This window comes from Modestobacter sp. VKM Ac-2977 (genome assembly GCF_026968045.1).
Lineage (GTDB): Bacteria > Actinomycetota > Actinomycetes > Mycobacteriales > Geodermatophilaceae > Modestobacter.
On record NZ_JAPVBQ010000001.1, the window covers coordinates 706,640 to 727,822 of the forward strand.

The 21,183-nt window shown below is 73.8% G+C and carries 22 protein-coding genes; 10 read left to right on the forward strand and 12 right to left on the reverse strand.

The genetic code is table 11. The annotated features are described in order from the left end of the window. Positions 1 to 32: 32 nt before the first annotated feature. Both O2V63_RS03445 and O2V63_RS03450 read right to left on the reverse strand, forming a co-directional pair. Complete coding sequence (locus O2V63_RS03445) at positions 33 to 725, reverse strand: NADPH-dependent F420 reductase (RefSeq protein ID WP_269166166.1); 693 nt, start codon at positions 723 to 725, stop codon at positions 33 to 35. A 60-nt stretch (positions 726 to 785) separates the two neighbouring features. Further along, on the reverse strand, positions 786 to 1,820 hold the full coding sequence (locus O2V63_RS03450; RefSeq protein WP_269166167.1) for a 5-methyltetrahydropteroyltriglutamate--homocysteine methyltransferase: 1,035 nt from the start codon (positions 1,818 to 1,820) through the stop codon (positions 786 to 788). Positions 1,821 to 1,968: 148 nt separating this feature from the next. Here O2V63_RS03450 and O2V63_RS03455 point away from each other — a divergent pair, with 148 nt between their 5' ends. The 4 genes from O2V63_RS03455 (at position 1,969) to O2V63_RS03470 (ending at position 5,375) form a co-directional block, all read left to right on the forward strand. Continuing rightward, positions 1,969 to 2,907, forward strand: coding sequence for a Rieske 2Fe-2S domain-containing protein (locus tag O2V63_RS03455; RefSeq protein WP_269166168.1), 939 nt, complete (start codon positions 1,969 to 1,971; stop codon positions 2,905 to 2,907). Continuing rightward, entirely contained in the window at positions 2,904 to 3,386 is a 483-nt protein-coding gene (locus O2V63_RS03460; protein WP_269164813.1) for a hemerythrin domain-containing protein, read from the forward strand. The genes O2V63_RS03455 and O2V63_RS03460 overlap by 4 nt, the downstream gene beginning before the upstream one ends. 79 nt (positions 3,387 to 3,465) lie before the next feature. Continuing rightward, positions 3,466 to 4,728: a sensor histidine kinase gene (locus O2V63_RS03465; protein ID WP_269166169.1), complete on the forward strand. Its 1,263-nt coding sequence runs from the start codon at positions 3,466 to 3,468 to the stop codon at positions 4,726 to 4,728. Beyond that, entirely contained in the window at positions 4,716 to 5,375 is a 660-nt protein-coding gene (locus O2V63_RS03470; RefSeq protein ID WP_036333338.1) for a response regulator transcription factor, read from the forward strand. The genes O2V63_RS03465 and O2V63_RS03470 overlap by 13 nt, the downstream gene beginning before the upstream one ends. 292 nt (positions 5,376 to 5,667) lie before the next feature. On the opposite strand, the gene O2V63_RS03475 is transcribed toward O2V63_RS03470, so the two are convergent. Next, complete coding sequence (locus tag O2V63_RS03475) at positions 5,668 to 6,639, reverse strand: helix-turn-helix transcriptional regulator (protein WP_269166170.1); 972 nt, start codon at positions 6,637 to 6,639, stop codon at positions 5,668 to 5,670. Positions 6,640 to 6,700: 61 nt separating this feature from the next. On the opposite strand from O2V63_RS03475, the gene O2V63_RS03480 reads away from it, so the two are divergent. Continuing rightward, positions 6,701 to 7,132 carry a VOC family protein gene (locus tag O2V63_RS03480; protein WP_331253824.1) on the forward strand — a complete coding sequence of 144 codons (432 nt, stop codon included), beginning with the start codon at positions 6,701 to 6,703 and terminating at the stop codon, positions 7,130 to 7,132. Positions 7,133 to 7,418: 286 nt separating this feature from the next. Here O2V63_RS03480 and O2V63_RS03485 read toward each other — a convergent pair whose 3' ends face one another. Together O2V63_RS03485 and O2V63_RS03490 are read right to left on the reverse strand one after the other, a co-directional pair. Further along, on the reverse strand, positions 7,419 to 7,745 hold the full coding sequence (locus tag O2V63_RS03485) for a hypothetical protein (RefSeq protein WP_269166172.1): 327 nt from the start codon (positions 7,743 to 7,745) through the stop codon (positions 7,419 to 7,421). 14 nt (positions 7,746 to 7,759) lie between these two features. Next, a complete protein-coding gene (locus O2V63_RS03490) occupies positions 7,760 to 8,413 on the reverse strand; it encodes a DJ-1/PfpI family protein (RefSeq protein ID WP_269166173.1) in 654 nt (217 codons plus the stop codon). A gap of 117 nt (positions 8,414 to 8,530) precedes the next feature. Here O2V63_RS03490 and O2V63_RS03495 point away from each other — a divergent pair, with 117 nt between their 5' ends. Then, the gene (locus O2V63_RS03495; RefSeq protein WP_269166174.1) at positions 8,531 to 9,469 is read left to right on the forward strand and encodes a GlxA family transcriptional regulator; all 939 of its coding nucleotides are present in this window, start codon (positions 8,531 to 8,533) and stop codon (positions 9,467 to 9,469) included. A 515-nt stretch (positions 9,470 to 9,984) separates the two neighbouring features. On the opposite strand, the gene O2V63_RS03500 is transcribed toward O2V63_RS03495, so the two are convergent. Beyond that, the gene (locus tag O2V63_RS03500; protein WP_269166175.1) at positions 9,985 to 10,416 is read right to left on the reverse strand and encodes a VOC family protein; all 432 of its coding nucleotides are present in this window, start codon (positions 10,414 to 10,416) and stop codon (positions 9,985 to 9,987) included. 93 nt (positions 10,417 to 10,509) lie between these two features. Between O2V63_RS03500 and O2V63_RS03505 the strand changes: the two genes are divergently transcribed. After that, positions 10,510 to 11,547 (forward strand): helix-turn-helix transcriptional regulator, encoded by a 1,038-nt coding sequence (locus O2V63_RS03505; protein WP_269166176.1) that lies wholly within the window; start codon positions 10,510 to 10,512, stop codon positions 11,545 to 11,547. Between the two features lie 21 nt (positions 11,548 to 11,568). Here the strand turns inward: O2V63_RS03505 and O2V63_RS03510 are convergent, their stop codons facing one another. The 3 genes from O2V63_RS03510 to O2V63_RS03520 all read right to left on the reverse strand — a co-directional run bounded on the left by O2V63_RS03510 (position 11,569) and on the right by O2V63_RS03520 (position 14,269). Continuing rightward, positions 11,569 to 12,324, reverse strand: a complete 756-nt coding sequence (locus tag O2V63_RS03510; protein WP_269166177.1) for a DUF6518 family protein — start codon at positions 12,322 to 12,324, stop codon at positions 11,569 to 11,571. Between the two features lie 131 nt (positions 12,325 to 12,455). Next, entirely contained in the window at positions 12,456 to 13,640 is a 1,185-nt protein-coding gene (locus tag O2V63_RS03515; RefSeq protein WP_269166178.1) for a serine hydrolase domain-containing protein, read from the reverse strand. Between the two features lie 125 nt (positions 13,641 to 13,765). Then, a complete protein-coding gene (locus O2V63_RS03520) occupies positions 13,766 to 14,269 on the reverse strand; it encodes a hypothetical protein (RefSeq protein ID WP_269166179.1) in 504 nt (167 codons plus the stop codon). A gap of 125 nt (positions 14,270 to 14,394) precedes the next feature. On the opposite strand from O2V63_RS03520, the gene O2V63_RS03525 reads away from it, so the two are divergent. Further along, positions 14,395 to 15,396: an aldo/keto reductase family protein gene (locus O2V63_RS03525; RefSeq protein ID WP_269166180.1), complete on the forward strand. Its 1,002-nt coding sequence runs from the start codon at positions 14,395 to 14,397 to the stop codon at positions 15,394 to 15,396. 48 nt (positions 15,397 to 15,444) lie between these two features. Here O2V63_RS03525 and ggh read toward each other — a convergent pair whose 3' ends face one another. After that, on the reverse strand, positions 15,445 to 16,989 hold the full coding sequence (gene ggh, locus O2V63_RS03530) for a glucosylglycerate hydrolase (protein ID WP_269166181.1): 1,545 nt from the start codon (positions 16,987 to 16,989) through the stop codon (positions 15,445 to 15,447). Between the two features lie 136 nt (positions 16,990 to 17,125). Next, a complete protein-coding gene (locus O2V63_RS03535) occupies positions 17,126 to 18,493 on the reverse strand; it encodes an APC family permease (RefSeq protein WP_269166182.1) in 1,368 nt (455 codons plus the stop codon). A gap of 162 nt (positions 18,494 to 18,655) precedes the next feature. Here O2V63_RS03535 and O2V63_RS03540 point away from each other — a divergent pair, with 162 nt between their 5' ends. Together O2V63_RS03540 and O2V63_RS03545 are read left to right on the forward strand one after the other, a co-directional pair. Continuing rightward, positions 18,656 to 19,927: an EAL domain-containing protein gene (locus O2V63_RS03540; protein WP_269166183.1), complete on the forward strand. Its 1,272-nt coding sequence runs from the start codon at positions 18,656 to 18,658 to the stop codon at positions 19,925 to 19,927. Continuing rightward, positions 19,924 to 20,103, forward strand: coding sequence for a DUF1059 domain-containing protein (locus O2V63_RS03545; protein ID WP_269166184.1), 180 nt, complete (start codon positions 19,924 to 19,926; stop codon positions 20,101 to 20,103). The genes O2V63_RS03540 and O2V63_RS03545 overlap by 4 nt, the downstream gene beginning before the upstream one ends. Positions 20,104 to 20,118: 15 nt before the next feature. On the opposite strand, the gene O2V63_RS03550 is transcribed toward O2V63_RS03545, so the two are convergent. After that, positions 20,119 to 21,144 (reverse strand): potassium channel family protein, encoded by a 1,026-nt coding sequence (locus tag O2V63_RS03550; RefSeq protein ID WP_269166185.1) that lies wholly within the window; start codon positions 21,142 to 21,144, stop codon positions 20,119 to 20,121. Between the last annotated feature and the right edge of the window lie 39 nt (positions 21,145 to 21,183).

Consider the following 21,183-nt stretch of genomic DNA (forward strand, 5'->3'; position numbering starts at 1 on the left):
ACGGGTCGGGGCGTCGACGACGCCCCGACCCGTCACATGTCGCGGTAGCGGACGGCTGCGGCCAGCTGCTCCGTCAGTGTCGCCCGGGTGACCTGGCGCCCCGGCACCTCGGGGAAGCCGTCGCCGGGGACCGCGTAGGGCACGACGTAGGCCGCCGTGTCGCGCTGGAAGCGCCAGCCCTCCGCGAGCGGGCCGACGTCGTGGGCGTCGTAGCCGATCGAGTCGAGGAACTCCGACACCGTCCGCTTGGCCGTCTCGTCGTCCCCGACGATCGGCAGCACGGAGCGCTCGGGGTCGCCCGCGGGCCGCTGCAGGGTGCCGAGCTGGGTGACGTAGATGTTGTTGAAGGCCTTCACCACCTGCGACTCCGGGAGGTGTGCCTGGAGCAGCTCGCTGGTGGTCGTCGACTCGTCGTCGAGCTCGGCGATCTGCCCGTCACGCTCGGGGTAGTAGTTGTTCGTGTCGATCACGACCTTGCCGCGCAGCGGCTCGACCGGCACCTCGCGGTAGGCCTTGAGCGGCACGGTCACCACGACGACGTCGCCGGCCGCGGCGGCCTCGGCCGCCGTGGCCGCACGGGCCCGCGGGCCGAGCTGGCCGACGAGCTCGGTGAGGGTCTCCGGCCCCCGACTGTTGCTGAGGACGACGTCGTGGCCGGCGTCGACCGCGAGCCGGGCGACCGTGCTGCCGATGTTGCCGCTGCCGATGAGTCCGATGGTGGTCATGTCCGCGGAAAGCGCGCCCCCGGCCGGGTCATTCCCGGCCGGCGGCGTTCGCCGTCCGGGTCAGAGCTCGGCGCGCAGCAGCTCCGCAGCCCGGGCGAGGGAGCGCATCTTGCCTGCGGCCGACTCGCGCGGCAGGTACTTCAGCCCGCAGTCGCTGGACAGCACGAGCGTGTCGACGTCCACGTGGTCCAGGGCCCGCCGCACCCGGTCCGCGACCGTCTCCGGGGTCTCCACCTCCGGCGTGGAGAGGTCCAGCACGCCGAGCGCGACGCCCTTGCCGCGCAGCGGACGCAGGGTCGCCGGGTCCAGGTGCGACTGCGCCGTCTCGATCGAGATCGCCGCGGCCGGCACGTCGGCCAGCTGTGGCAGCACCGAGTAGCCCTCGGGCCGGTCGGCGACCATCGCCGCGTAGCCGAAGCAGACGTGCACGTGCACCGGCCCGGGGGCGTCGGCCAGCGCGGCGGTGAGCACCTCGACGCCGTAGCGACGGGCGACCTCGGGGCGGGCCTGCAGCCACGGCTCGTCCAGCTGCACGATGTCGGCGCCGGCGGCGAACAGGTCGGCGATCTCCGCGCGCACGACCTCGGCGTAGGCCAGCGCCAGGGCGCGGTCGTCGCCGTAGTGGTCGTCCTGCGCCTGCTGCGCCATGGTGAACGGACCGGGCACGGTGATCTTCACGGCCCGGTCGGTCTGCGCGCGCAGGAACCGGACGTCGTCCACCTGCACCGGGCCCGGACGGCGGATGTCACCCACCACCCGAGGGGCCGGGATGTCGATGCCCGAGCGGTTCCGCACCGACCCGGGGTGGTCCAGGTCCAGCCCCTCGAGCGCGGTGGCGAAGTGGTTGGAGTAGGACTCGCGCCGGATCTCGCCGTCGCCGACGATGTCCAGCCCGGCCTGCTCCTGCGCCCGGATGGTGGCCAGCGTGGCGTCGTCCTGGGCCTCCTGCAGGAACTCCGGCGGCACGCGCCACAGCTCCTTGGCCCGGACCCGTGGCGGGAACTGGTGCCCGAGCCGGTCACGGTCGATGAGCCAGTCGGGCTGGGGGAGGCTGCCGACGACGGTGGTGGGCAGCGGCGGGAGCGGGGCTGACATCTGTTCCTCCTGAGGACGCGAACGCCCCCGATCCTCCACGCCGCGCGCGACGAGGTCGGTCACCGGGCCCGGCGACCGACCTCGGCTCGTCGTTTCGACCACCGGGCATCGGGCACCCGGGGAACGTGACCGGACGGGACGAGCCCCGATGAGCGTGCGGAGTCGGCTGGAACGGGTCCTGGGGGCGGTCGAGCGCTGGCAGGTGCTGGACGCCCCGGGCTACCAGGTCGAACACGGCGTCGCGCTGACGTACCTGCTCACCGGCCGGTACGCCCGGCCGCTCCAGGACCTGCTGCACGGCGTGTGGCTCGGCCATCCGCTGCACCCGGCGCTGGTCACCGTGCCGGTCGGCGCCTGGACGGCGGCGTCGGCGCTCGACGCCCTCGACGCCACCGGCCGCGGGGGACCGGGAGCCGGGCCGGCGGCCCGCACCGTGGTCGGCGTCGGCGTGGCCGGTGCGGTGGCCTCCGCGGCGACCGGGTTCACCGACTGGCAGCACGCCCACGACGGCGCCCGGCGGGTCGGCCTGGTGCACGCCGGCCTGAACAGCACCGCGCTCGCGCTGTACGTGTGGTCCTTCGCCGACCGGGGACGGGGCCGCGCGGTGCGTGCCCGGCTCACCGCGGCCGCCGGCCTCACGCTCACGGTGGCGAGCAGCTGGCTGGGCGGGGCGCTGTCCTACCGCCACGGGCTCGGCACCGACCACGCCGAGCGCAGCCCCCGGCCGCGCCGGTTCACCCCGGTGCTCGCGGAGGCCGACCTCGTCGACGGCACGCCGGTCGGGGCCGACGTGGACGGCGTGCCGGTGGTGCTGGTCGCCCGGGACGGCGAGGTCCACGCCGTGGGCGGCACCTGCCCGCACCAGGGTGCCCCGCTCGGGGAGGGCTGGCTGCACCGCGGTGAACTGGTCTGCCCGTGGCACGGGTCCCGCTTCGACCTGTCCACGGGCGAGCCGACGCAGGGCCCGTCGACCGCGCCGCTGCCGTGCTTCGAGACCCGGCTGCGTGGAGGCCAGGTCGAGGTGCGGCGCCGGGCGCACTGGCGGGGGCCCACTGCGACGACGACCGTCGAGGAGGCGTCCCGATGAAGGCCGACGAGGTGCTGATCGCCCACCACGACGTGCTGCGTGGGCTGCTGCGGCAGCTGGCGGAGACGACCGGAGACCAGACCGCGGAGCGCCGGCGGCTGCGCGACGACCTGCTGCGCGAGCTGGAGGTGCACACCCAGATCGAGGACGAGCTGTTCTACCCCGCCGTCCGGGACGTCTCGCCGCTGCTCTCGGTGGCCCACGCCGAACACCGGCAGATCGACGACCAGCTCGCCACCGTCATGCGCACGTCCCTGGACGACCCGGAGTTCGTCACCGAGGTGCGCATGCTGGAGTCGACGCTGCGCCACCACACCTTCGAGGAGGAGCAGCGGATGTTCCCCCAGGCGCACGCCCTCGGCGAGGAGCGGATGGAGGAGCTCGGTCGCCAGCTGCAGGAACGGCAGGACGAGCTCGGCCGGTCGGGCGCGATGCGGCTGATCGTGCGGCTCAAGCGGATGACGCTGAAGCTCGTCTGACCCGCCCGGGGTACAGCAGGCTGTACTCCTGGCCCGGTTCGCTGTCCCCGCCCGGTGCGGGGCCCTAGCGTCAGCAGCCGTGGGGACGACGAGCAGGCAGCGCGCGGGCGCCCGGCGAGGCCCGGTGGTGCGCGCCGCCGGCCGCAGCCTCCCGGCCCTGGAGCAGCTGCCGGGTGCGCTGGGCACCGCGTTGCTGGCCTTGGGCGTTCTGCTGTTCCTGCTGGTCGCCGTGGTCACCAGCGTGGTCGGGGTCGGGCTGCTCGCGCTGCCCGCCGGGCTGCGGGGCGCCCACGCCGTCGCCGAGCGGGAACGGGGACGGCTCGGTCGCTGGGGCCCGGAGGTCGTCGGCCCGCCGCCACCGCCGCAGCAGCTCCGCGATGCTGCCGCCGACCCGGCCACCCGGCGCGAGCTCCGCTGGCTCGCCGGCCACGCGACGGCCGGCCTGCTGCTGTCGGCGGTCGGTCTGCTGCTGCCGATCTACGCCGTCCGCGAGCTCACCTTCCCGCTGTGGTGGCAGCTGCTCCCCGACGACGAGGCCACCGACGCGCTCACCTTCTGGGTCGTGGAGGACTGGGCCGGCGTCGCCCCGGTGGTCGCGATCGGCGTCGGCTGGGCGCTGCTCACCGTCGTCCTCACCCCGCCGGTCGCCGAGTTGCTCGCCCGGCGCGGACGCCGGCTGCTCGCCGCGGACGCCGGCGCCGACCTCTCGCTGCGGGTCGCCCAGCTGACCGCCACCCGCGCCGCCGCCCTGGACGCGCACGCCACCGAGCTGCGCCGGATCGAGCGCTCGCTGCACGACGGCACGCAGAACCGGCTGGTCGGTGTCACCGTGCTGCTCGGCGCCGCGCGGCGGGCCGTGCTCCGGGACCCGGCAGCCGCCGAGGAGATCCTCGAGCGGGCGCAGGACGCCGCCGAGCAGGCGCTGGCCGAGCTGCGGTCGGTGGCCCGCGGCATCCTGCCGCCGGTGCTGGAGGACCGCGGTCTGGCCGGCGCGCTCACCGGGCTGGCCGCAACGTCCGCCGTGCCGTGCCAGGTGGACGTCGACGTGCCGGCCCGCTGCGCCGCCTCCGTCGAGGCGACCGCCTACTTCGCCGTCGCCGAGGCGCTGACCAACGTGTCGCGGCACAGCGGGGCCGGCCGGGCGGCCGTCGAGGTGCGGCTGCGCGAGCAGCGGCTGTGCGTCCGCGTCACCGACGACGGCGTCGGTGGCGCCGTCGAGGGGGCCGGCTCCGGGCTGGTCGGCATCCGCCGCCGCGTCGAGGCGCACGACGGCACCCTCACCCTGACCAGCCCGCCCGGCGGGCCGACCACCCTCACCGTGGAGCTGCCGTGCGGATCGTGATCGCCGAGGACGACGCGCTGCTGCGCGAGGGCCTGGCCCTGCTGCTGCGTGCCGAGTCGCTGGACGTGGTGGCGACCGCGGGGGGCCCGGCGGAGTTCCTGACCGCGCTGGACGAGCACCGGCCCGACGTCGCGATCGTCGACGTCCGGATGCCCCCGACGCACACCGACGAGGGGATCGTGGCCGCCGTCGAGGCGCGCCGCCGCCGGCCGGACCTCGCCGTCCTGGTGCTCTCGGCGCACGTGGAGCAGGCCTTCGCCACCGACCTGCTCGCCGGCGGCGCCGCCCGGCTGGGCTACCTGCTCAAGGAGCGGGTCGGCCGGGTGGAGGAGTTCCTCGGCGCCCTGCACCGGGTGGCCGCCGGCGGCACGGCGATCGACCCCGAGGTGGTCGCCCAGCTCTTCGCCCGCACCCGCACCGACACCCGGCTGGAGCGGCTCAGCCCGCGGGAGCGGGAGGTGCTGGCGCTGATGGCCGAGGGGCTGGGCAACACCGCGATCGGGGAGCGGCTGGTGGTCACCGACGGCGCGGTGCACAAGCACATCCGCAGCATCTTCGCCAAGCTCGACCTGCCCCCCGACGACCGCGCCGACCGCCGGGTGACCGCGGTGCTCCGCTACCTGGAGGACGTCCGCCGCCGCGCCTAGCTCGTGTCCTCATGGGCGAGCTGGGCGCGGCCCAGAAACGGGGGCCCCCGTTAACGGACTGACCGATACCCGACCGTTTTCGGGCCGCTGAGTACCGGCGGTGCGGACATGCGTTCGACGAGCATGGTCACTTGCCCGTCGGGCCACCTGTCTTGGGTGTGTCCGTTGGGGCCGGCAGGCGACCCGGCCGACCGGAGTCGGCTGGCCACCCTCACTCGCGAAGCCCGCCTGTCGGAAGGCTGACCCCGGGGCGGGGGACCGACCTTCGGACGTCTCGGAGAGAAGCTGTGAGTCAGGGGATTCCGTCAGCGGCGACAGCGACTCGCTGAGCCAGTGCGCGTACGAGCGGTCGCAGGGCGTCCGGGCCCTCGATCCAGAACGGGCAGTCGATCCCGGCCAACAGGCCGGGCACCCAGTCCAGCCGTTCGGCCTGGATGAGCACCCGGACCCGGTGTGGGCTATCGGGGTCCTCCTCGACGGTGGCGATGCCAGCGGGGAACAGCGCACGCACGTGGTCGGCCAAGCCTTCTACGAGCAGTGAGACCGTGTGCCGGCGCGGCGCGCCCGCGATGGCGGCCAGCACCGCCGCGGCGCGATCGAACCCCACGGGGACCTCGAAGGTGCCAGGCAGCGGTTGGACCCCCTCGACGCGGTCCACCCGGAAGGCACGCACCTCGCCGTCGGCCGGGTCCGCGCCGGTCAGGTACCACCGCCCGGAGTGCGCCACGATCCCGTAGGGGTGCACGGTCCGACTGCTCCGAACTCCACGCGAATCCGTGTAGTCCAGAGCCAGCGCCCGGTAGTCACGGGCCGCCTCCGCCACCGCGATGAGGATCGCCGTTCCGGGGGTAGCCGGCGTGAGCGGCGCAGCGGTGAACTCGGCGGTCTCCAGCACCCCCTCCAGCCGGCGCGCCAGCGCCACCGGGAGGACGCGGCGCAGCTTGGCGGCCGCGCTCTCGACCGCCACCACCGAGGTGGTCACCAACCCGGCCCGCCGGCCGGCGACCAGGCCCAGCAAGACAGCCAGCGCCTCCTCGTCGGTGAACATCAGCGGCGGGACACGACGACCGGGAACCAGCCGGACGCCGCCGTACCGGCCGCGCAGCGACTCGACCGGGACGTCGAGGTCGGCCAGGTGGGCCACATACCGACGGATGGTCCGCTCGTCCACATCCAGCCTGGCCGCCAACTCGCCCACCGTGCGGGTTCCGCCAGCCTGCAGGATCTCCAGCAGGGCGAGAACACGGGCTGTGGGACGGGTCACCGGATCAGTGTGAACTGATACCGGGCGGAAGGTGACCGGTTACCGCTCTACCGTCCTTTCCATGACGCAGACAACGCCCTTTTCCTCGCATCTCCCCACCCTGGTCTCAGTCCGGTTGATCACCGATAACGTCTCTGATCTGGCCGCCTTCTACGAACGCATCACCGGCACGCCCATCGAGTGGTCGACGCCCGACTTCGCCGAGCTGCGGACACCGGCCGGCACCCTGGCCATCGGCAGCACCCGCACCGTGGCGCTGTTCGGAGCCGGTTCCGCCCGACCCGCAGACAACCACACCGCCATCCTCGAGTTCCTGGTCGACGACGTCGACGCCGAGTACGACCGGATCCGGCAGGCTCCGACCGAGTTCGTCAACGAGCCGACGACGATGCCCTGGGGCAACCGGTCACTGCTCATCCGCGACCCCGACTGCAACCTGGTCAACCTCTTCACCCCGGTCACGCCCGAAGCCCGGGCCAAGTTCGGGCGCTGACCGGAATCGGCCGTCAGCGGGCTCACCGATAACGAAGCGTTCTCAGGCCGCAGGGCCCCGGTGGCCCGGAGTGAGCGCTGCGTCCGGCTGCGGTCGCCCAACCGCTACGGGCCGCCCTTCCAAGAGCAAGTAGCCGAAAATGGCCATCTCGCTTTGGGTGACCAGAAAGGGGTTCCGAAACAGCGGCTCACAACCGCCCGTTTGCGGGCGGCCCAGAACTGACGGCGTTCCCGGTCGATCTCTGGCTGGACGTCGGTGAGCGGCGATGAACTGAGAACGAATGCAGCTAGCTCGGGATGCGATGCCCCGTCACGGTCGACTTGGGGAGCCGGCCTGCGCGGGAGTGGCCATGGAGTTCGTCCCCAGCGACGACGACGTCGAACACGAGCTTCAGCCGCAGTGGCTTCGTGATGGTCTGCGTCCAGGTCACCTGCTCACCGTCCTGGTGGGCTGCTGTCCGGACGTCGTGCAGTGAGACCGTCTCTCCCCTTCCGGTGGCCTGGCCGGTGAAGCCGTCGTCGTGCTGGGTGAAGGTCATCTCTGCCTCGATGCTGCCGATGGGGGTCTGCATGCGCAGGGCCCAGCGGCCGGGGAGGTGGCTGGTGGTCGGCACGGGTGTCCTTCAGGTCAGGCGGGCAGGGGGACGTGACCGACGGGGCGCCAGACGGTGCCGCGTCGCTCGTACTGGAAGAGCTGCTCGACGGCGTGGGCGACCTGGGGTCCGAACTGTCGGTCCAGCAGGTGCAACCCGAGGTCCAGACCGGAGGTGACCCCGCCAGCGCTGACCAGGTCGCCGTCGTCGACGACCCGCGCGTCCACCACGTGCACGCCGGTGGCATCGAGGACGTCGTTGCCCATGTGATGGGTGACGGCGTGGCGGCCGTCCAGGAGCCCTGCCATGGCCAGCGCGAGGGAACCACCGCAGACGGTGGCCACCACGGTGTCGGGCGCGGCGAAGGCCAGCTCGATCTTGCCCGGCAGTGAGGTCTCGCCCACGCGGGCCAGCAGGACTGGGATGGTGTCCACCACGTCGGGGTCGCCGGCCACCGGGCCTGAGGCGCCCGGGACGATCACGTAGCCGGGCTCCGTGGGGGCGAGCACGTGGGTGGCCTCCAGCCCCAGGCCACCCGTGCCGCTGGTGACCGGGCCGGTGGCGTCGATGCCGACCAGTCGCACCTCGAGCCGGCCGCCAACTGAGTCCGAGCCTGCACTGAGCACCTCGAAGGGTGCGATGACGTCCAGCGGGTCGAACCCGTCGAACAGCACGATCTGGGCCAGCACCGAAGTTCCTCTCGCAGGGCGTATGGCGAGCCTAGGAACTGGCCGGGCACGTGCGTGAGTGGCCAATTGGCCAACCTCCGTAATGATCTCGCCAGGTTCGGAGCTACCGTGAGTGGCGTGCACACCGTGGTGGTCCTGGCCCTGGATGGCGTGATCACGTTCGATCTCGGCACGCCGGTGGAGGTGTTCGGGCGCACCACCGTTGCGGGTGAGCCCGCCTACGAGGTGGTCGTCGCCGGTCCACGGCGCACCGTCGACGCCGGACCGGTCTCGCTGGCCGTGCCGCACGGCCTCGACCGCATCGTCGACGCGGACACGGTGATCGTCCCGGGCCGGTCGGACCTCACTCTGCCGCCGGACCCCCGGGCGGTGCGTGCCCTCCAGGAAGCGGCCGGCCGCGGTGCGCGCATCGCGTCCATCTGCGTGGGCGCCCTGGACCTGGCGGCCACCGGGCTGCTGGACGGACTGCGGGCCACGACCCACTGGCGGGCCGCCGGTCTCCTCGCCGACCGTCATCCAGCCGTCGACGTCGACGCGGGCGCCCTGTTCGTCGACAACGGCCAGGTGCTCACCTCCGCCGGTGCGGCGGCCGGTCTGGACCTCTGCCTGCACATCGTCGCCCGCGACCACGGAGGAGCGGTCGCTGCCGAAGCCGCCCGCACCGCCGTCGTGCCGCTGACGAGGGACGCCGGCCAGGCGCAGTTCATCCGGGACGACGAGCTGGGCAGCGGCGGGCTGGCGGCAACGCTGCAGTGGATCGAGGAGCACGCTGCCGAGCCCTTGACCGTCGCCGACATCGCCGCGGTGTCCGCCGTCAGCGCCCGCACCCTCAACCGCCGGTTCGCCGAGGAGGTGGGGACCACCCCCAGCGCCTGGCTGACCCGGTCCCGGGTCCGCCGGGCGCAGCGGCTGCTGGAGACCACGGACTGGTCGGTCGACCGCGTCGCCGTGGCCAGCGGCCTGGGGTCGGCCACCAATCTGCGGGCCCGGTTCTCCGCCGTCGTGGGTACCAGCCCCACGCGCTACCGGACTGCCCTGGGCGCCGCCCCGCGCTGACCTGGGTTCGTGGTCGGCGGGGTCTGCCTCGGATGCCACGGAGGCCGGGGCGTCTCGGCCCAGCCAGGTCGAGAGCAGCTGGTAACGGGCACCTGAGGTCTCCGCCAGGTCCCGCGCGGGGGAGTTGCACGGTCGCCAGGAGAGCTGCGACGGCCACTTCGTCGAGGACCCTGGGACCGGGCTCGGGCCACCTCGCCGCCAGCGCACGACCAGTCGAAGTCGGTCAGTCGTGACCACAGCCCGACGAAGGGTTCCTGCGGTTCCTGTGCCTGCAGAACGCACAGGTGGGTGACTGCCGCCTCGACCGGGGTGTCGGTTCGGGTGAGCAGGAACTGGCGGGCCAGCGTGGCGCGGTTGAGCGCCCGGGCGTCGAGCAGCGTGCTCACCGCGGGGCCCATCGTCTGCGGGTGGAAGTGCGGCCCAGCGGTCGGGTGTCCACGAGGTGCTCTCTCTCGTTGGCAGGTGCAGGTGGCGCCGGGGGCGGGAGGTCGTCGGCCTCCCGCCCCAGGGCGGGGTCAGCCGTTGTAGGGCGGCAGGACGTCGAGGACCCAGGTCACGCCGAAGCGGTCGGTGACCATCCCGTAGAGCGGGGCGTAGCCGGCGGGGGCGAGCTCCGCGCGGACCGTGCCGCCGACGACGAGCGACTGCCAGTACCGGGTGATCTCCTCGGTGTCGGTGCCGCGCACCGAGACGTAGACGGCGTCGGTACCGGCGTCGTACGCCCGCGCCGGGGGGACGTCGAAGGCCATGACCGCGAAGCCGTTGGGGGCCTGGACGCCGCCCCACTTGATCTGCTCGGCCACCGCGCCGTCGGCGGTGTCCCGCTCGTCCCCGCCCTGGGCGAAGGTGAAGGCCATGACCTCCCCGCCGAACACCGACGCGTAGAAGTCCAGCGCCTCGCGGGCCTGGCCGCGGAAGTTCAGGTGCGTGGTGGTGGTGACGCTCATGTCGTGCTCCTCGTTGTCCCGCCACCCCCTTGGTGGCGCTGCGAAGAGCTTCGCCAAGGTAGAGGACAGGTTGCGTCCTCTACTGTCAGCATCATGGACGGCGTGCACGAGAAGAACGGGACGTCCTCCCGGTTGCTGACCCTGCTGTCGCTGCTGCAGTCCCGCCGCGACTGGCCCGGCGCCACCCTGGCCGAGCGGCTCGACGTCACCCCCCGCACCGTGCGCCGCGACATCGACCGGCTCCGTGAGCTCGGGTACCCCGTCCAGGCGTTCAAGGGCCCCGACGGCGGCTACCGTCTCGACGCCGGCGCCGACCTGCCGCCGCTGCTCTTCGACGACGACCAGGCCGTCGCCCTCGCCGTGGCCCTGCAACTGGCCGCCGCCAGCGGCGCGGGCATCGGCGAGGCCGCTGCCCGCGCCCTGACCACCGTCCGGCAGGTGATGCCCGCACGGCTGCGACACCGCATCGACGCCGTCCAGGTCACCCCCGTCGCTACCGGCGCGGCCACGCAGGTCGATCCGGAGGTGCTGGTCGCGCTGACCGCTGCCATCCGGGCTCATGAGGTCCTGCGCTTCGACTATGCCCCCGCCGGTGGCTCCACCACTCCAGGCCCCGCCGCCGCGCCGGCCCGGCGCGCTGACGAGTTCGTCCCGCCTCGGCGCGCCGAACCGCACCACCTGGTCACCCGGAACGGCCGCTGGTATCTCGTCGCCTTCGACCTCGACCGGGCCGACTGGCGGACCTTCCGCTGCGATCGGATGACCCCCCGCACCCCGACCGGCCCGCGCTTCACCCCCCGCGAGCTGCCCGGCGGTGACCTCGCCACCTTCGTGAACGGTGTCTTCAGGGGCACCACCAGCGGCGCCGACACCTGGCCGTGCACCGGCACCGTGGAACTCGGCCTACCGGCCAGCCACGTCGCCCCGTTCGCCTACGACGGGGTCGTCGAAACGCTGGCCCCGGACCGCTGCCGACTCACCCTCGGCGCCTGGTCCTGGGTCGGCCTCGCCGCCGCCGTCGCCCGCTACGACACCGACGTCCTCGCCGTCAGCCCACCGGCTCTGGCCGAGGCCTTCCACACGCTGTCCGGCCGGTTCGCCGCAGCCGCCCTGGCCGGCACCCGACCCTGACCTCTGCGCATCGGGCACGGCTCAGGCGATGAGTCGCAGCAGGGCCTGCCCGGCGGCACCGAGCGGGAAGACCAGCAGCAGCCAGACGATGGCGGTGCCGATGCCCCGACCAGGCGCACGAGCCGCTCGTGCTGCCGGTGCAGCGGCTCCCAGGGCCACCACGAGCAGAGCCCCGAGGGTGCAGAAGACGACGGCGTCACCGGCGTACCCCAGGTAGACCCCGTAGCCGATGGCGCCCTCGGAGAGGAACACCCCGCCCAGGAGCGCCGCGCTCAGCCCCGCCCAGCGCAGCGACCGCACCCGACGCCAGCACCACCCCGCTGCGCCGAACACCGGACCGCCGACCACGCCGGTGGCCACCCACAACGCGACCATGGTCGGGTTGACGCCGAAGTCACGCACCAGGGACGTGAGGTAGTACCCGCCGACCTCGCCGAAGCAGACGAGGGCCCCGGCGGCGGCCGCGACCCACGGCCGCCTGGTCAGCGCTCCGATGGCGAACGCGGGGGCGACCCAGGGGCTGACTGCGTTGGCGAGCCCGGAGAAGGGCCAGGGCAGGACCGTCTGCAGGCCGGACGTCGCCGCTCCCCATGCCAGGCCGATCAGCACGGCCAGGCCGAGCGCCAGCGGGGCACCCAGCCCAGGTCGCTGCTGCTCACGGGACGCGAGGTGGGAACCGCCACCGTCGACCCGGTCACGGGCGACGTCGAGCGGACGGTCAGCAGCGGCCTGTGGAGCCTCGGACGATGCGGCGGCAGCGGGAACGGGGTTGCGCACCGTCGAACAGTGGCACGCAGGAGGTCACCTGCGGATCGGCCCACGGAAGGACATCGGCGCACACGCCTCCTCCCCGGGTCGGACCGCCTGTCGCTGCGCCACATGCGCGACGGCGCAGCCGGGGCCCTCGTTCAGTCGCAGATCGCGGCGTCCACGACGTCCTCGACGTGCACGATCTGCTCCAGCTCGGTGGGCAGCGCGGTGACCGCGACGACCGCCCCGCGCCCGTCCTCGGTGACCGCGCTGCGGGTCTCGTAGCCGGGGATGTCACCGCCGTGGGTCCAGGCGGTGCCGCCGCAGCTGAGCGTGAACGTCTGCAGCCCCAGACCGTAGGCCTCGTCGCCACTGGCGGCCGAGCCCGGCGCCGGTACCGTCGACTGCATCTCGGCGAGCATCGCCGGGCCGAGCAGCTCGCCGTCGACCAGGGCGGTGAAGAACTCCAGCAGGTCCCCGGGGCTGGCGACCAGCTGGCCGGCGGCCCAGCCGAAGGCGGGGTCCTGCACGGTGACGTCGGCGTACTCGGCGTCCGGGGACGGCGCGTAGTAGCCGTGCGGGTGCGCGCCGCGGAGCTCCTGCTCACCCTCGAGCGGCCAGTAGGTGTCGTCCAGGTCCAGCGGCTCGATCACCCGGGTGGTGATCTCCTCGCCGATCGGCCGTCCGGTGACCTCCTGGACCAGCAGCCCGGCCAGCACGTAGTTGGTGTTGCTGTACTCCCAGCCGGCGTCGGGGGCGAAGGAGGCCGGCCGGGCGAGCGCGATGTCCAGCAGCTGGTGCGGCTCGACGTAGCGGTTCTGCACGGCGAGGTAGTCGGCCACCACGACGTCGTCGTAGTCGGGCAGACCGCTGGTGTGCTGCAGCAGCTGGCGCACGGTGATGGCGTTGCCGTCGCCGCCGGGGCCGCGGACCAGGCCGGGCAGGTACTGCTCGATCGGCGCCGCCAGGTCGACCAGCCCCTCCTCGACCAGCTGCAGGACGACGGTGGCGACGAAGGTCTTGGTGTTGCTGGCGATCCGCACCTCGCCGTCGACCGGCACCGGCTCGCCGGTGGCCAGGTCGCCGACCCCGGCGGTGAGGTGGTGCACCCGGCCGCCCGGACCGCGGACGGCGGCGAGCGCGCCGGGGAAGCCGTCGTCGGTGACCAGCGCGTCGAGCTCGTCCTGCAGGGCGTGCACCGGGCGGGCGCCGTCGGCCGCCGCGTCGTCCGGGCTCAGCAGGCCGGTGGTGCCGGCAGCGGTAACCGTGGCGGCGGCGACCAGCAGCGTGGCCCAGGTGCGGCGGGGGATGGGGGAGCGGTTCGGGTGGGTGGCTGCGGACACGGGAACTCCTGGAGGCGGGCCGATCGTGCGGACCTCCCGAGCCTGTCCGGGGAGGCCGCTCCGATCGATCCCGCCCAGGGGCCACCCGAGGTGGCGCAGGCTGCACCCCGGGTGCGGGTCCCCCGTCAGCCCTCGATCGAGGCGCAGGCCGACCAGGCGGCGCCCTCGGCCAGGACCTCGTCGTCCAGCGGCAGCACGATGAGCGATGTGCCGTCCTCGTCGGCCAGCAGGTCCAGGTCGAACTCCCCGGCCAGGGTGTCCAGCCGGCCGACCTCCTGCTCGGTCACCGGCAGTGCCGGGAGGTCGGCCACCGGGGCGCTGTCGACCGCGCCCTCGGTGCAGCCGCCCTCGCTGACCAGGAGCATGTCGTGGTCGCCCGGGGTCAGCCCGCTGGCCTCCACCTCGATCTCCGTGCCGGTGGTGGTGCTGGTGAAGGTGGCGGTGCCCAGCACGCTGCCCTCGGGGTCGACCAGCTCGCCGGTCAGGTCGACCAGCACCTCGGGGGTCTCGGTCACCGCCCCGTCGTCCAGCGCCTCGAAGGAACCCCCGACGCCGTCCGCGTCGTCCCCGCAGGCGGTGAGCAGGAGGGCGGTGGCGGCGGTGGCGGCGAAGAGCATCGTCCGCTTCACAGGGGGACTCCTTCAGGTCGTGGGCGTGGTCCGTGGAGGGACTGCCCGCGTTCGCCGCGTCCCACTCCCGTCGCCTGCGGAGTCGATGCCGAGCCGTGACCTGGGCCAGCGGGTAGGAACGACACATGGAGTTCCGACACCTGGGCCGCAGCGGCCTGAAGATCAGCGAGATCACCTACGGCAACTGGATCACCCACGGCGGGCAGGTGGAGGCCGAGGCGGCGAACGCCTGCGTCCGCGCGGCCCTGGACGCCGGCATCACCACCTTCGACACCGCCGACGTGTACGCCGGCGGCCGCGCCGAGGAGGTGCTGGGCAAGGCGCTGGCCGGGGAGCGGCGCAGCGGGATCGAGCTGTTCAGCAAGGTCTACTGGCCGACCGGCCCCGGCCGGAACGACCGCGGCCTGTCCCGCAAGCACGTGCTCGAGTCGATCGACGCCTCGCTGAACCGCCTCGGCACCGACTACCTCGACCTCTACCAGGCGCACCGTTACGACCACGAGACGCCGCTGGAGGAGACGATGCTGGCCTTCGCCGACGTCGTGCGCAGCGGCAAGGCGCTCTACATCGGCGTCTCGGAGTGGCGGGCCGAGCAGATCCGGGCGGCCAAGGCCCTCGCCGACGAGCTCGGGATCCCCCTGGTGTCCAACCAGCCGCAGTACTCCGCGCTCTACCGGGTGCCCGAGGCCGAGGTCATTCCGGCCTCCCGCGAGCTGGGCATCAGCCAGATCGTCTTCTCCCCGATCGCCCAGGGCGTGCTCACCGGCAAGTACCTGCCGGGCCAGCCCGTCCCGGCCGGTTCGCGGGCGACCGACGAGAAGGGCGGCGGGGCGAACATGATCGCCCGCTGGCTGAAGGACGACGTCCTGGAGCGGGTGCAGGAGCTCAAGCCGATCGCCGACGACCTGGGTCTGACGATGGCCACGCTGGCGGTGGCCTGGGTGCTGCAGGAGGAGAACGTGGCGGCGGCGATCATCGGCGCCAGCCGCCCGGAGCAGGTGACCGACAACGTCAAGGCCTCCGGTGTCCGGCTCGACGACGACGTCAAGCGGCGGATCGACGAGGTGCTCGCCCCGGTGGCGCTGACCGACCCGGCGCTGACCAAGAGCCCCGACCCGCGACCCTGAGACCCGGCCGGGCGGGCTCCCGGTCGGAGCCCGCCCGGCCCGGCGGGGTCAGGACGGCCGCTGCTGCGGCTGCGGGGTGGTGGCCGGGCCGCGGCTGTGCGGCGGGCGGTGCCCGGCGAGGTGCCCGGCGTGCGGGGTGGGCGAGGCGTGCTGGGCCGCCCGATGGGCGTCCCGGTGGGCGGGGGTGATCCGCGGCAGCTCACTGGTCAGCCAGCGGACCGGGCGCCGCTGCGCCGGACGCCGGGCGGCCAGGAAGTCCAGTGCGATCGCCGCCGTCCACGACTGGTCGCGGCTGCCGAGCGTCTCGCCGGTCAGCGGCTGGTAGTACTCGGCGAAGTCGCAGTCGATCAGCTGGGAGAGCCCGGCCAGCCGCAGCTGGTTGGCCGCCTCGGTCTCACCGGAGCGGTTGAGCGCCCAGGCCATCAGCCAGTTGAGCACCGGCCACTGCGGCCCGCGCCAGTAGGTCTGCTCCCGGAATGCCGGGGACGCGGGGGAGACCGACGGCATGACCGGCCAGCGCAGCCGGGAGTGCCCGCACCACCGCGGCCCGAGCAGCAGGTCGCGCTGCCGCCGGGTGAGCGCCTCGTCGCCGCCGCACAGCAGCGGGGCGAACCCGGCGGCGCTCTCCACGTCCAGCCACTGGCCGGTGCGCAGGTCCAGGTCGCGGGCCAGCCCGGTCTGCGGGTCGACCGAGCGCAGCACCCCGGTCCGGAACCGGCGGGCGATCGCCCGGGACTGCTCCACGCCCCCGGCCGTGCCGCCGCCGATCCCGAGCTCCTCGCCCATGTCGGCGAGCAGGTCGCTGGCGGCGGCCAGCAGCGCCGACACCAGCACGTCGCCCACGACGAAGTCGCCGGTCGCCCGGTAGGCGGTGTCGTCGTACCGGGAGCGGACCTTCTGCTCCAGCAGCCACAGGTAGCGGGCGTACTCGGCGTCGGTCGGCCGCTGCGACGGGTCGGTGACGTGCGCGAGGTCGGCGCGGACGAACGGCGGCATGTCCGGCTGGGGGTGCACGTTGGCGTACGGGGAGTCCCAGCGCGGGGAGTCGTCCATCCCCGACTCCCAGCCGTGGTGGATCTCCACCAGCCCGTAGGAGTACGGGTCGCGGGCGGTGGCCAGGTACTGGTGCCAGGCCAGCCACTGGTCGAAGGTCTCCCGGACGAACTCCTCGGCGAGCTCCTGGTCCGCCCCGCCCCTCCGGCGGGCGTCGTGCAGGATCCGGGACAGCGCGATCACGTGGATCGGCGGCTGGCAGATGCCGGAGGTCAGCACCCCGGCCGGGCGGGCGGCGGCCACCTGGGTGCGCCAGCGCTCCGGACCGGGGAAGTAGTCGCTGGGCTCGTGGAACAGGATGTGCGGGATCATCCCGGTCGCCCACTGCCCGGACAGCAGGCTGCGCAGCTCGTTCAGTGCCCGCGGCACCGAGACCGTCGCGATGCCCAGCGCCACGAACCCGGCGTCCCAGCTCCACATGTGCGGGTAGAGGGTGGGGGAGGCGACGGTGAAGGCGCCGCGGTCGTTGGCCCGCAGGACGTAGCCGGCGCGGCCGGACATCAGCCCGATCTCCACCGCGCTCGGTTGGGACACGGTCATCTGCAGGTCCGTTCCTCTCGCCGGTGCCCTCTGCGGTGCCCGGCCATCCTCACCCGGAACGCTGGAGGACGACGGACCGTCAGGCACATTTCACGCGAACGTCACGCCGTGGTCGTTGACCGCCACGTCAGCAGTCTCATCCGGCCGGGGCAGGCTCGCGCGGGCGGGTCGGCCGGCCGCCCCACCAGGGTGCCTGGGCCAGCAGGTACAGCAGCACCCCGACCAGGAGCAGCAGCCCGGCCCGCAGCCAGGTGACGGCCTCCTGCTGCGACAGCAGCAGCAGGCACGAGCCGATCGCGAGCACCGGCAGGACGACGGGTGCGGTGAAGTGCTCGGCGGCCACCCGGTCGCGGCGCAGCACGAGCACCGCGACGTTCGTGCTCAGGAAGACCAGCAACAGCAGCAGGACGACGATGTTCGCCAGCGCGCCCAGGTCGCCGACGAGGGTCAGCGACATCGCCACCGCGGTGGTGACCACGATCGCCACCCAGGGGGTGCGCCGGACCGGGAGCACCCGGCCCAGCACCGCGGGCACCAGCCGCTGCTCGGCCAGCCCGAACGCCATCCGGCTGGCCATGATCATGGTGAGCAGGGCGCCGTTGGCGACGGCGATCAGGGCGATGGCGCTGAACAGCTGGTCGGGCACCGCCACCCCGCTGGCCTGCACCACGGCCAGCAGTGGGCCCGTCGAGGCGGCCAGCTCGTCGGCGGGCAGCACGATCGAGGCGACCAGTCCGACGAGCACGTAGACGACCCCGGCGGTGAGCAGGGCACCGAACAGTGCCCGCGGGTAGACCCGCCGCACGTCACGCACCTCCTCGGCGACGTTGGCCGAGACCTCGAAGCCGACGAAGGAGTAGTAGGCCAGGATCGCCGCGGCCAGCACCGCCGTGCCGGGCGCGACCCCGTCGGGGAACTGCACCACCCGGCCCGGGTCGCCGTCTCCGCGGCCGAGCACGATCGCGCCCAGCACGACGACCAGCAGGAGCCCGGACACCTCGACCACGGTCATCACCACGTTGGCCCGTACCGACTCCTGGATGCCGCGGGCGTTGAGCAACGCCACCAGCAGCAGGAACACCAGTGCGGCCGGCACCGCCGGGACGTCGAGGAAGACGCCGAGGTAGTCACCGGCGAAGGCCAGCGACAGGCCGGCGGCGCTGGTGACGCCGGCGGCGAGCATGCAGTAGCCGACCAGGAACGAGAGCAGCGGCTTGCCGAAGGCCCGCTCGGCGAAGACGGCCGAGCCGCCGGCCCGGGGGTACTTGGTGACCAGTTCGGCGTAGGAGGCGGCGGTGAGCAGCGCCAGCAGCAGGGCGAGCAGCATCGGCACCCAGATCGCGCCGCCGGCCTCGCCGGCGATCTCCCCGACCAGCGCGTAGATCCCGGCGCCGAGGACGTCGCCGAGGATGAACAGGTAGAGCAACCGGCCGCTGATCGCCCGGCGCAGCGCGGTGCCGTCGCTGCCGGCCGCGCCGGTCTGCTGATCTTGGTGCTGGGTCACCGGCCGAGTCTGGGTGGGTGCCCCGACAGCGGCAACCGGAGTCCCGGCCCTTCCGGGTGAGCTGCACCGGCCGACGTCTGCCGGTCCCGGCGCGGGCCGGGCAGGCTCGACACGGTTGCACGGCGAGACGAGACGAAGCGGCGGTCCGGGGAGGTGGCGCAGGTGACGGCAGGGACGAGCGACGCGACGCCCGCGCACCCGGCAGGTGGCTGGCGGGTGGCCCTGGACGCCGTCCTGGCCGATCCCGCCCAGCCTCGGCTGGTCTTCCAGCCGATCGTCGACCTGCGTCGCGGCGTGGTCGCCGGGTACGAGGCGCTCTCCCGGTTCGACGGTCCGGCCGGCTGCGGCCCCGACCGGTGGTTCGCCATGGCCGACGAGCTCGGGGTCGGTGCCCGGCTGGAGGCCCGGGTCGTCGCCGCCGTCCTCCGCGCCCGGGCCGACCTGCCCCCGCACCGCTTCCTCAGCGTCAACGTCAGCCCGCACCTGCTCACCGAACCCGCGCTCGCCGACCTGCTGCTGGCTGCCGACGACCTCTCCGGCCTGGTGCTCGAGCTCACCGAGCACGTGCCGGTGGAGGACACCGGCCCGCTCGTCGAGCTGCTGGACCGGCTGCGGGCAGTGGGCGCGGCGATCGCCCTGGACGACGCCGGCTCGGGCTACTCGGGTCTCCAGCAGCTCGCGCTGCTGCGTCCGGACTTCGTCAAGCTCGACCGCACCCTGGTCGACCACGCCGACCGGGACGAGGCCAAGCTGGCCCTCGCCGAGCTGCTGGGCACCTACGCCGGCCGGCTGGACGCCTGGCTGCTGGTCGAGGGGATCGAGCGGCCCGAGGAGCTGGAGGCGTTCGTCCGGCTCGGGGTGCCGCTGGCCCAGGGGTACCTGCTGGCCAGACCCGGACCGGGCTGGCCCGAGCTCGCCCCCGGCGTCGCCGACCGGCTGCGGGTGCTGGCCAGCCGGACCGCCCTCGTCGACCAGGTGGCCCCGCTGCTGGAGGTCGCGCCGTCCGTGCGCTCGGCGGACCCCGCCGGTGACCCGGCCGCGCTGACCGCGGCGGAGGCGCTGCTGGCCGCCGACCCCGGGCTGGACGTCGTGGTGGCCGTCGACGACCTGGCCTGCCCGGTGTACCTGGTCCGCGCCGGGTTGCGGCACGGCGACCCCGGCCTGCAGATCGTGCCGATCAGCCTGCGGGTCCGCCCGTCGGCCCCGCTGGCGGAGGTCGCGACCCGGGCCATGACCCGGGTGGTCGCCCGCCGGTTCGACCCGGTGCTGTGCGTCGACGAGGTCGGTCGGCTGCTGGGGCTCGTGCGACCCGAACGGATGACCCTCCGGCTGGCCGAGCTGCATCGCGGCCCGGCTCCGGTCGATGTCCCGGACGAGCCCACCCGCTGCCCGGCCGACACCGCTGGGCCCCTGATCTCCGGAGGACCCCGATGAAGGAGTTCGACTGCGCCGACGTCGTCCCCGGCTGCGGAGCCAGCTTCCGCGCCCCGACGTCCGGTGAGCTGGTCGCGCACGGCCGGCTGCACGCCGAGCGCGCGCACGGCAAGACCGAGCCGGACATGCCGGCGGTGGACGTCGTCGTCCGCGCGGCGATCCGCGACGTCCGCTGAGGCGGTCGGCCGAGGTCAGCCCTTCTCGGCCGCGGCCCGGTGGGCCTTGACGACCACGAGCACGTCCTCGCTCTGCAGGGTGCCGATCAGCGGGTCGTCGAAGCGCAGGGTGCGCCCGCCGCGGGCCACCGACAGGACGACGTCCCGCAGCTGACGCGGCGCCAGACCGACCTCGGACTGGGTGACCGTGCGCTGGGCCAGGTCCAGCCCCCGCCCGCTGGTCAGCAGGTCCTCGACGACCGCGACCACGCCGGGCTGGTCGGTCGATAGACCGAGCAGGCGTCCGGAGGTGGCCGAGGAGGTGATCACCGAGTCGGCGCCGGACTGGCGCAGCAGGCTGGCGTTCTCCTCCTCGCGGACACTCGCGGTGATCGGCACCGTCGGGTTGAGCTGCCGCACGGTCAGGGTGATCAGCACGGCGGCGTCGTCGCGGTCGGCCGCCACGATGACCGCCCGGGCCTTCTCCACCGACGTGCGGCGCAGCACCTCCATCCGACCGGCGTCACCGAGCACGCCGGTGAACCCGGAGGCGGTGGCCTCGTCGATGGCCTGGGGCGAGGGGTCGACGACGAGGATGTGCTCGGCGTCGGTGCCCGTGCTGAGCAGGGCGCGGATGGCGCTGCGGCCCTTGGTGCCGTAACCGCACACGATGACGTGCTGGCGCACGCGAGACCTCCAGCGTCGGATCTGGAACTCCTCCCGGGAGCGCGCGGTGAGCGCCTCCAGGGTGGTGCCGATCAGGATGAGCAGGAACATGACGCGCAGCGGCGTGATCAGCACGATGTTGACCAGCCGCGCGCCGGGGGTGACCGGGACGATGTCGCCGTAGCCGGTGGTGGAGAGGCTCACGGTGGCGTAGTACGTGGCGTCGAGCAGGCTGATCTCGCCGCCCTGGTTGTCCGCGTAGCTGTCCCGGTGCAGGTAGACGATCAGCACGGTGGCGATCAGCACGGTGGCGGCGATCACCACCCGGCGCCAGACCTGCCGGGCCGGGGACTCCTCGGTGTGCGGCAGGTGGACGCCGCTGTGGTCCTGGTTCACGATGCCCCGTTCACCCTGCCCCGTTCACCGGACAGATCG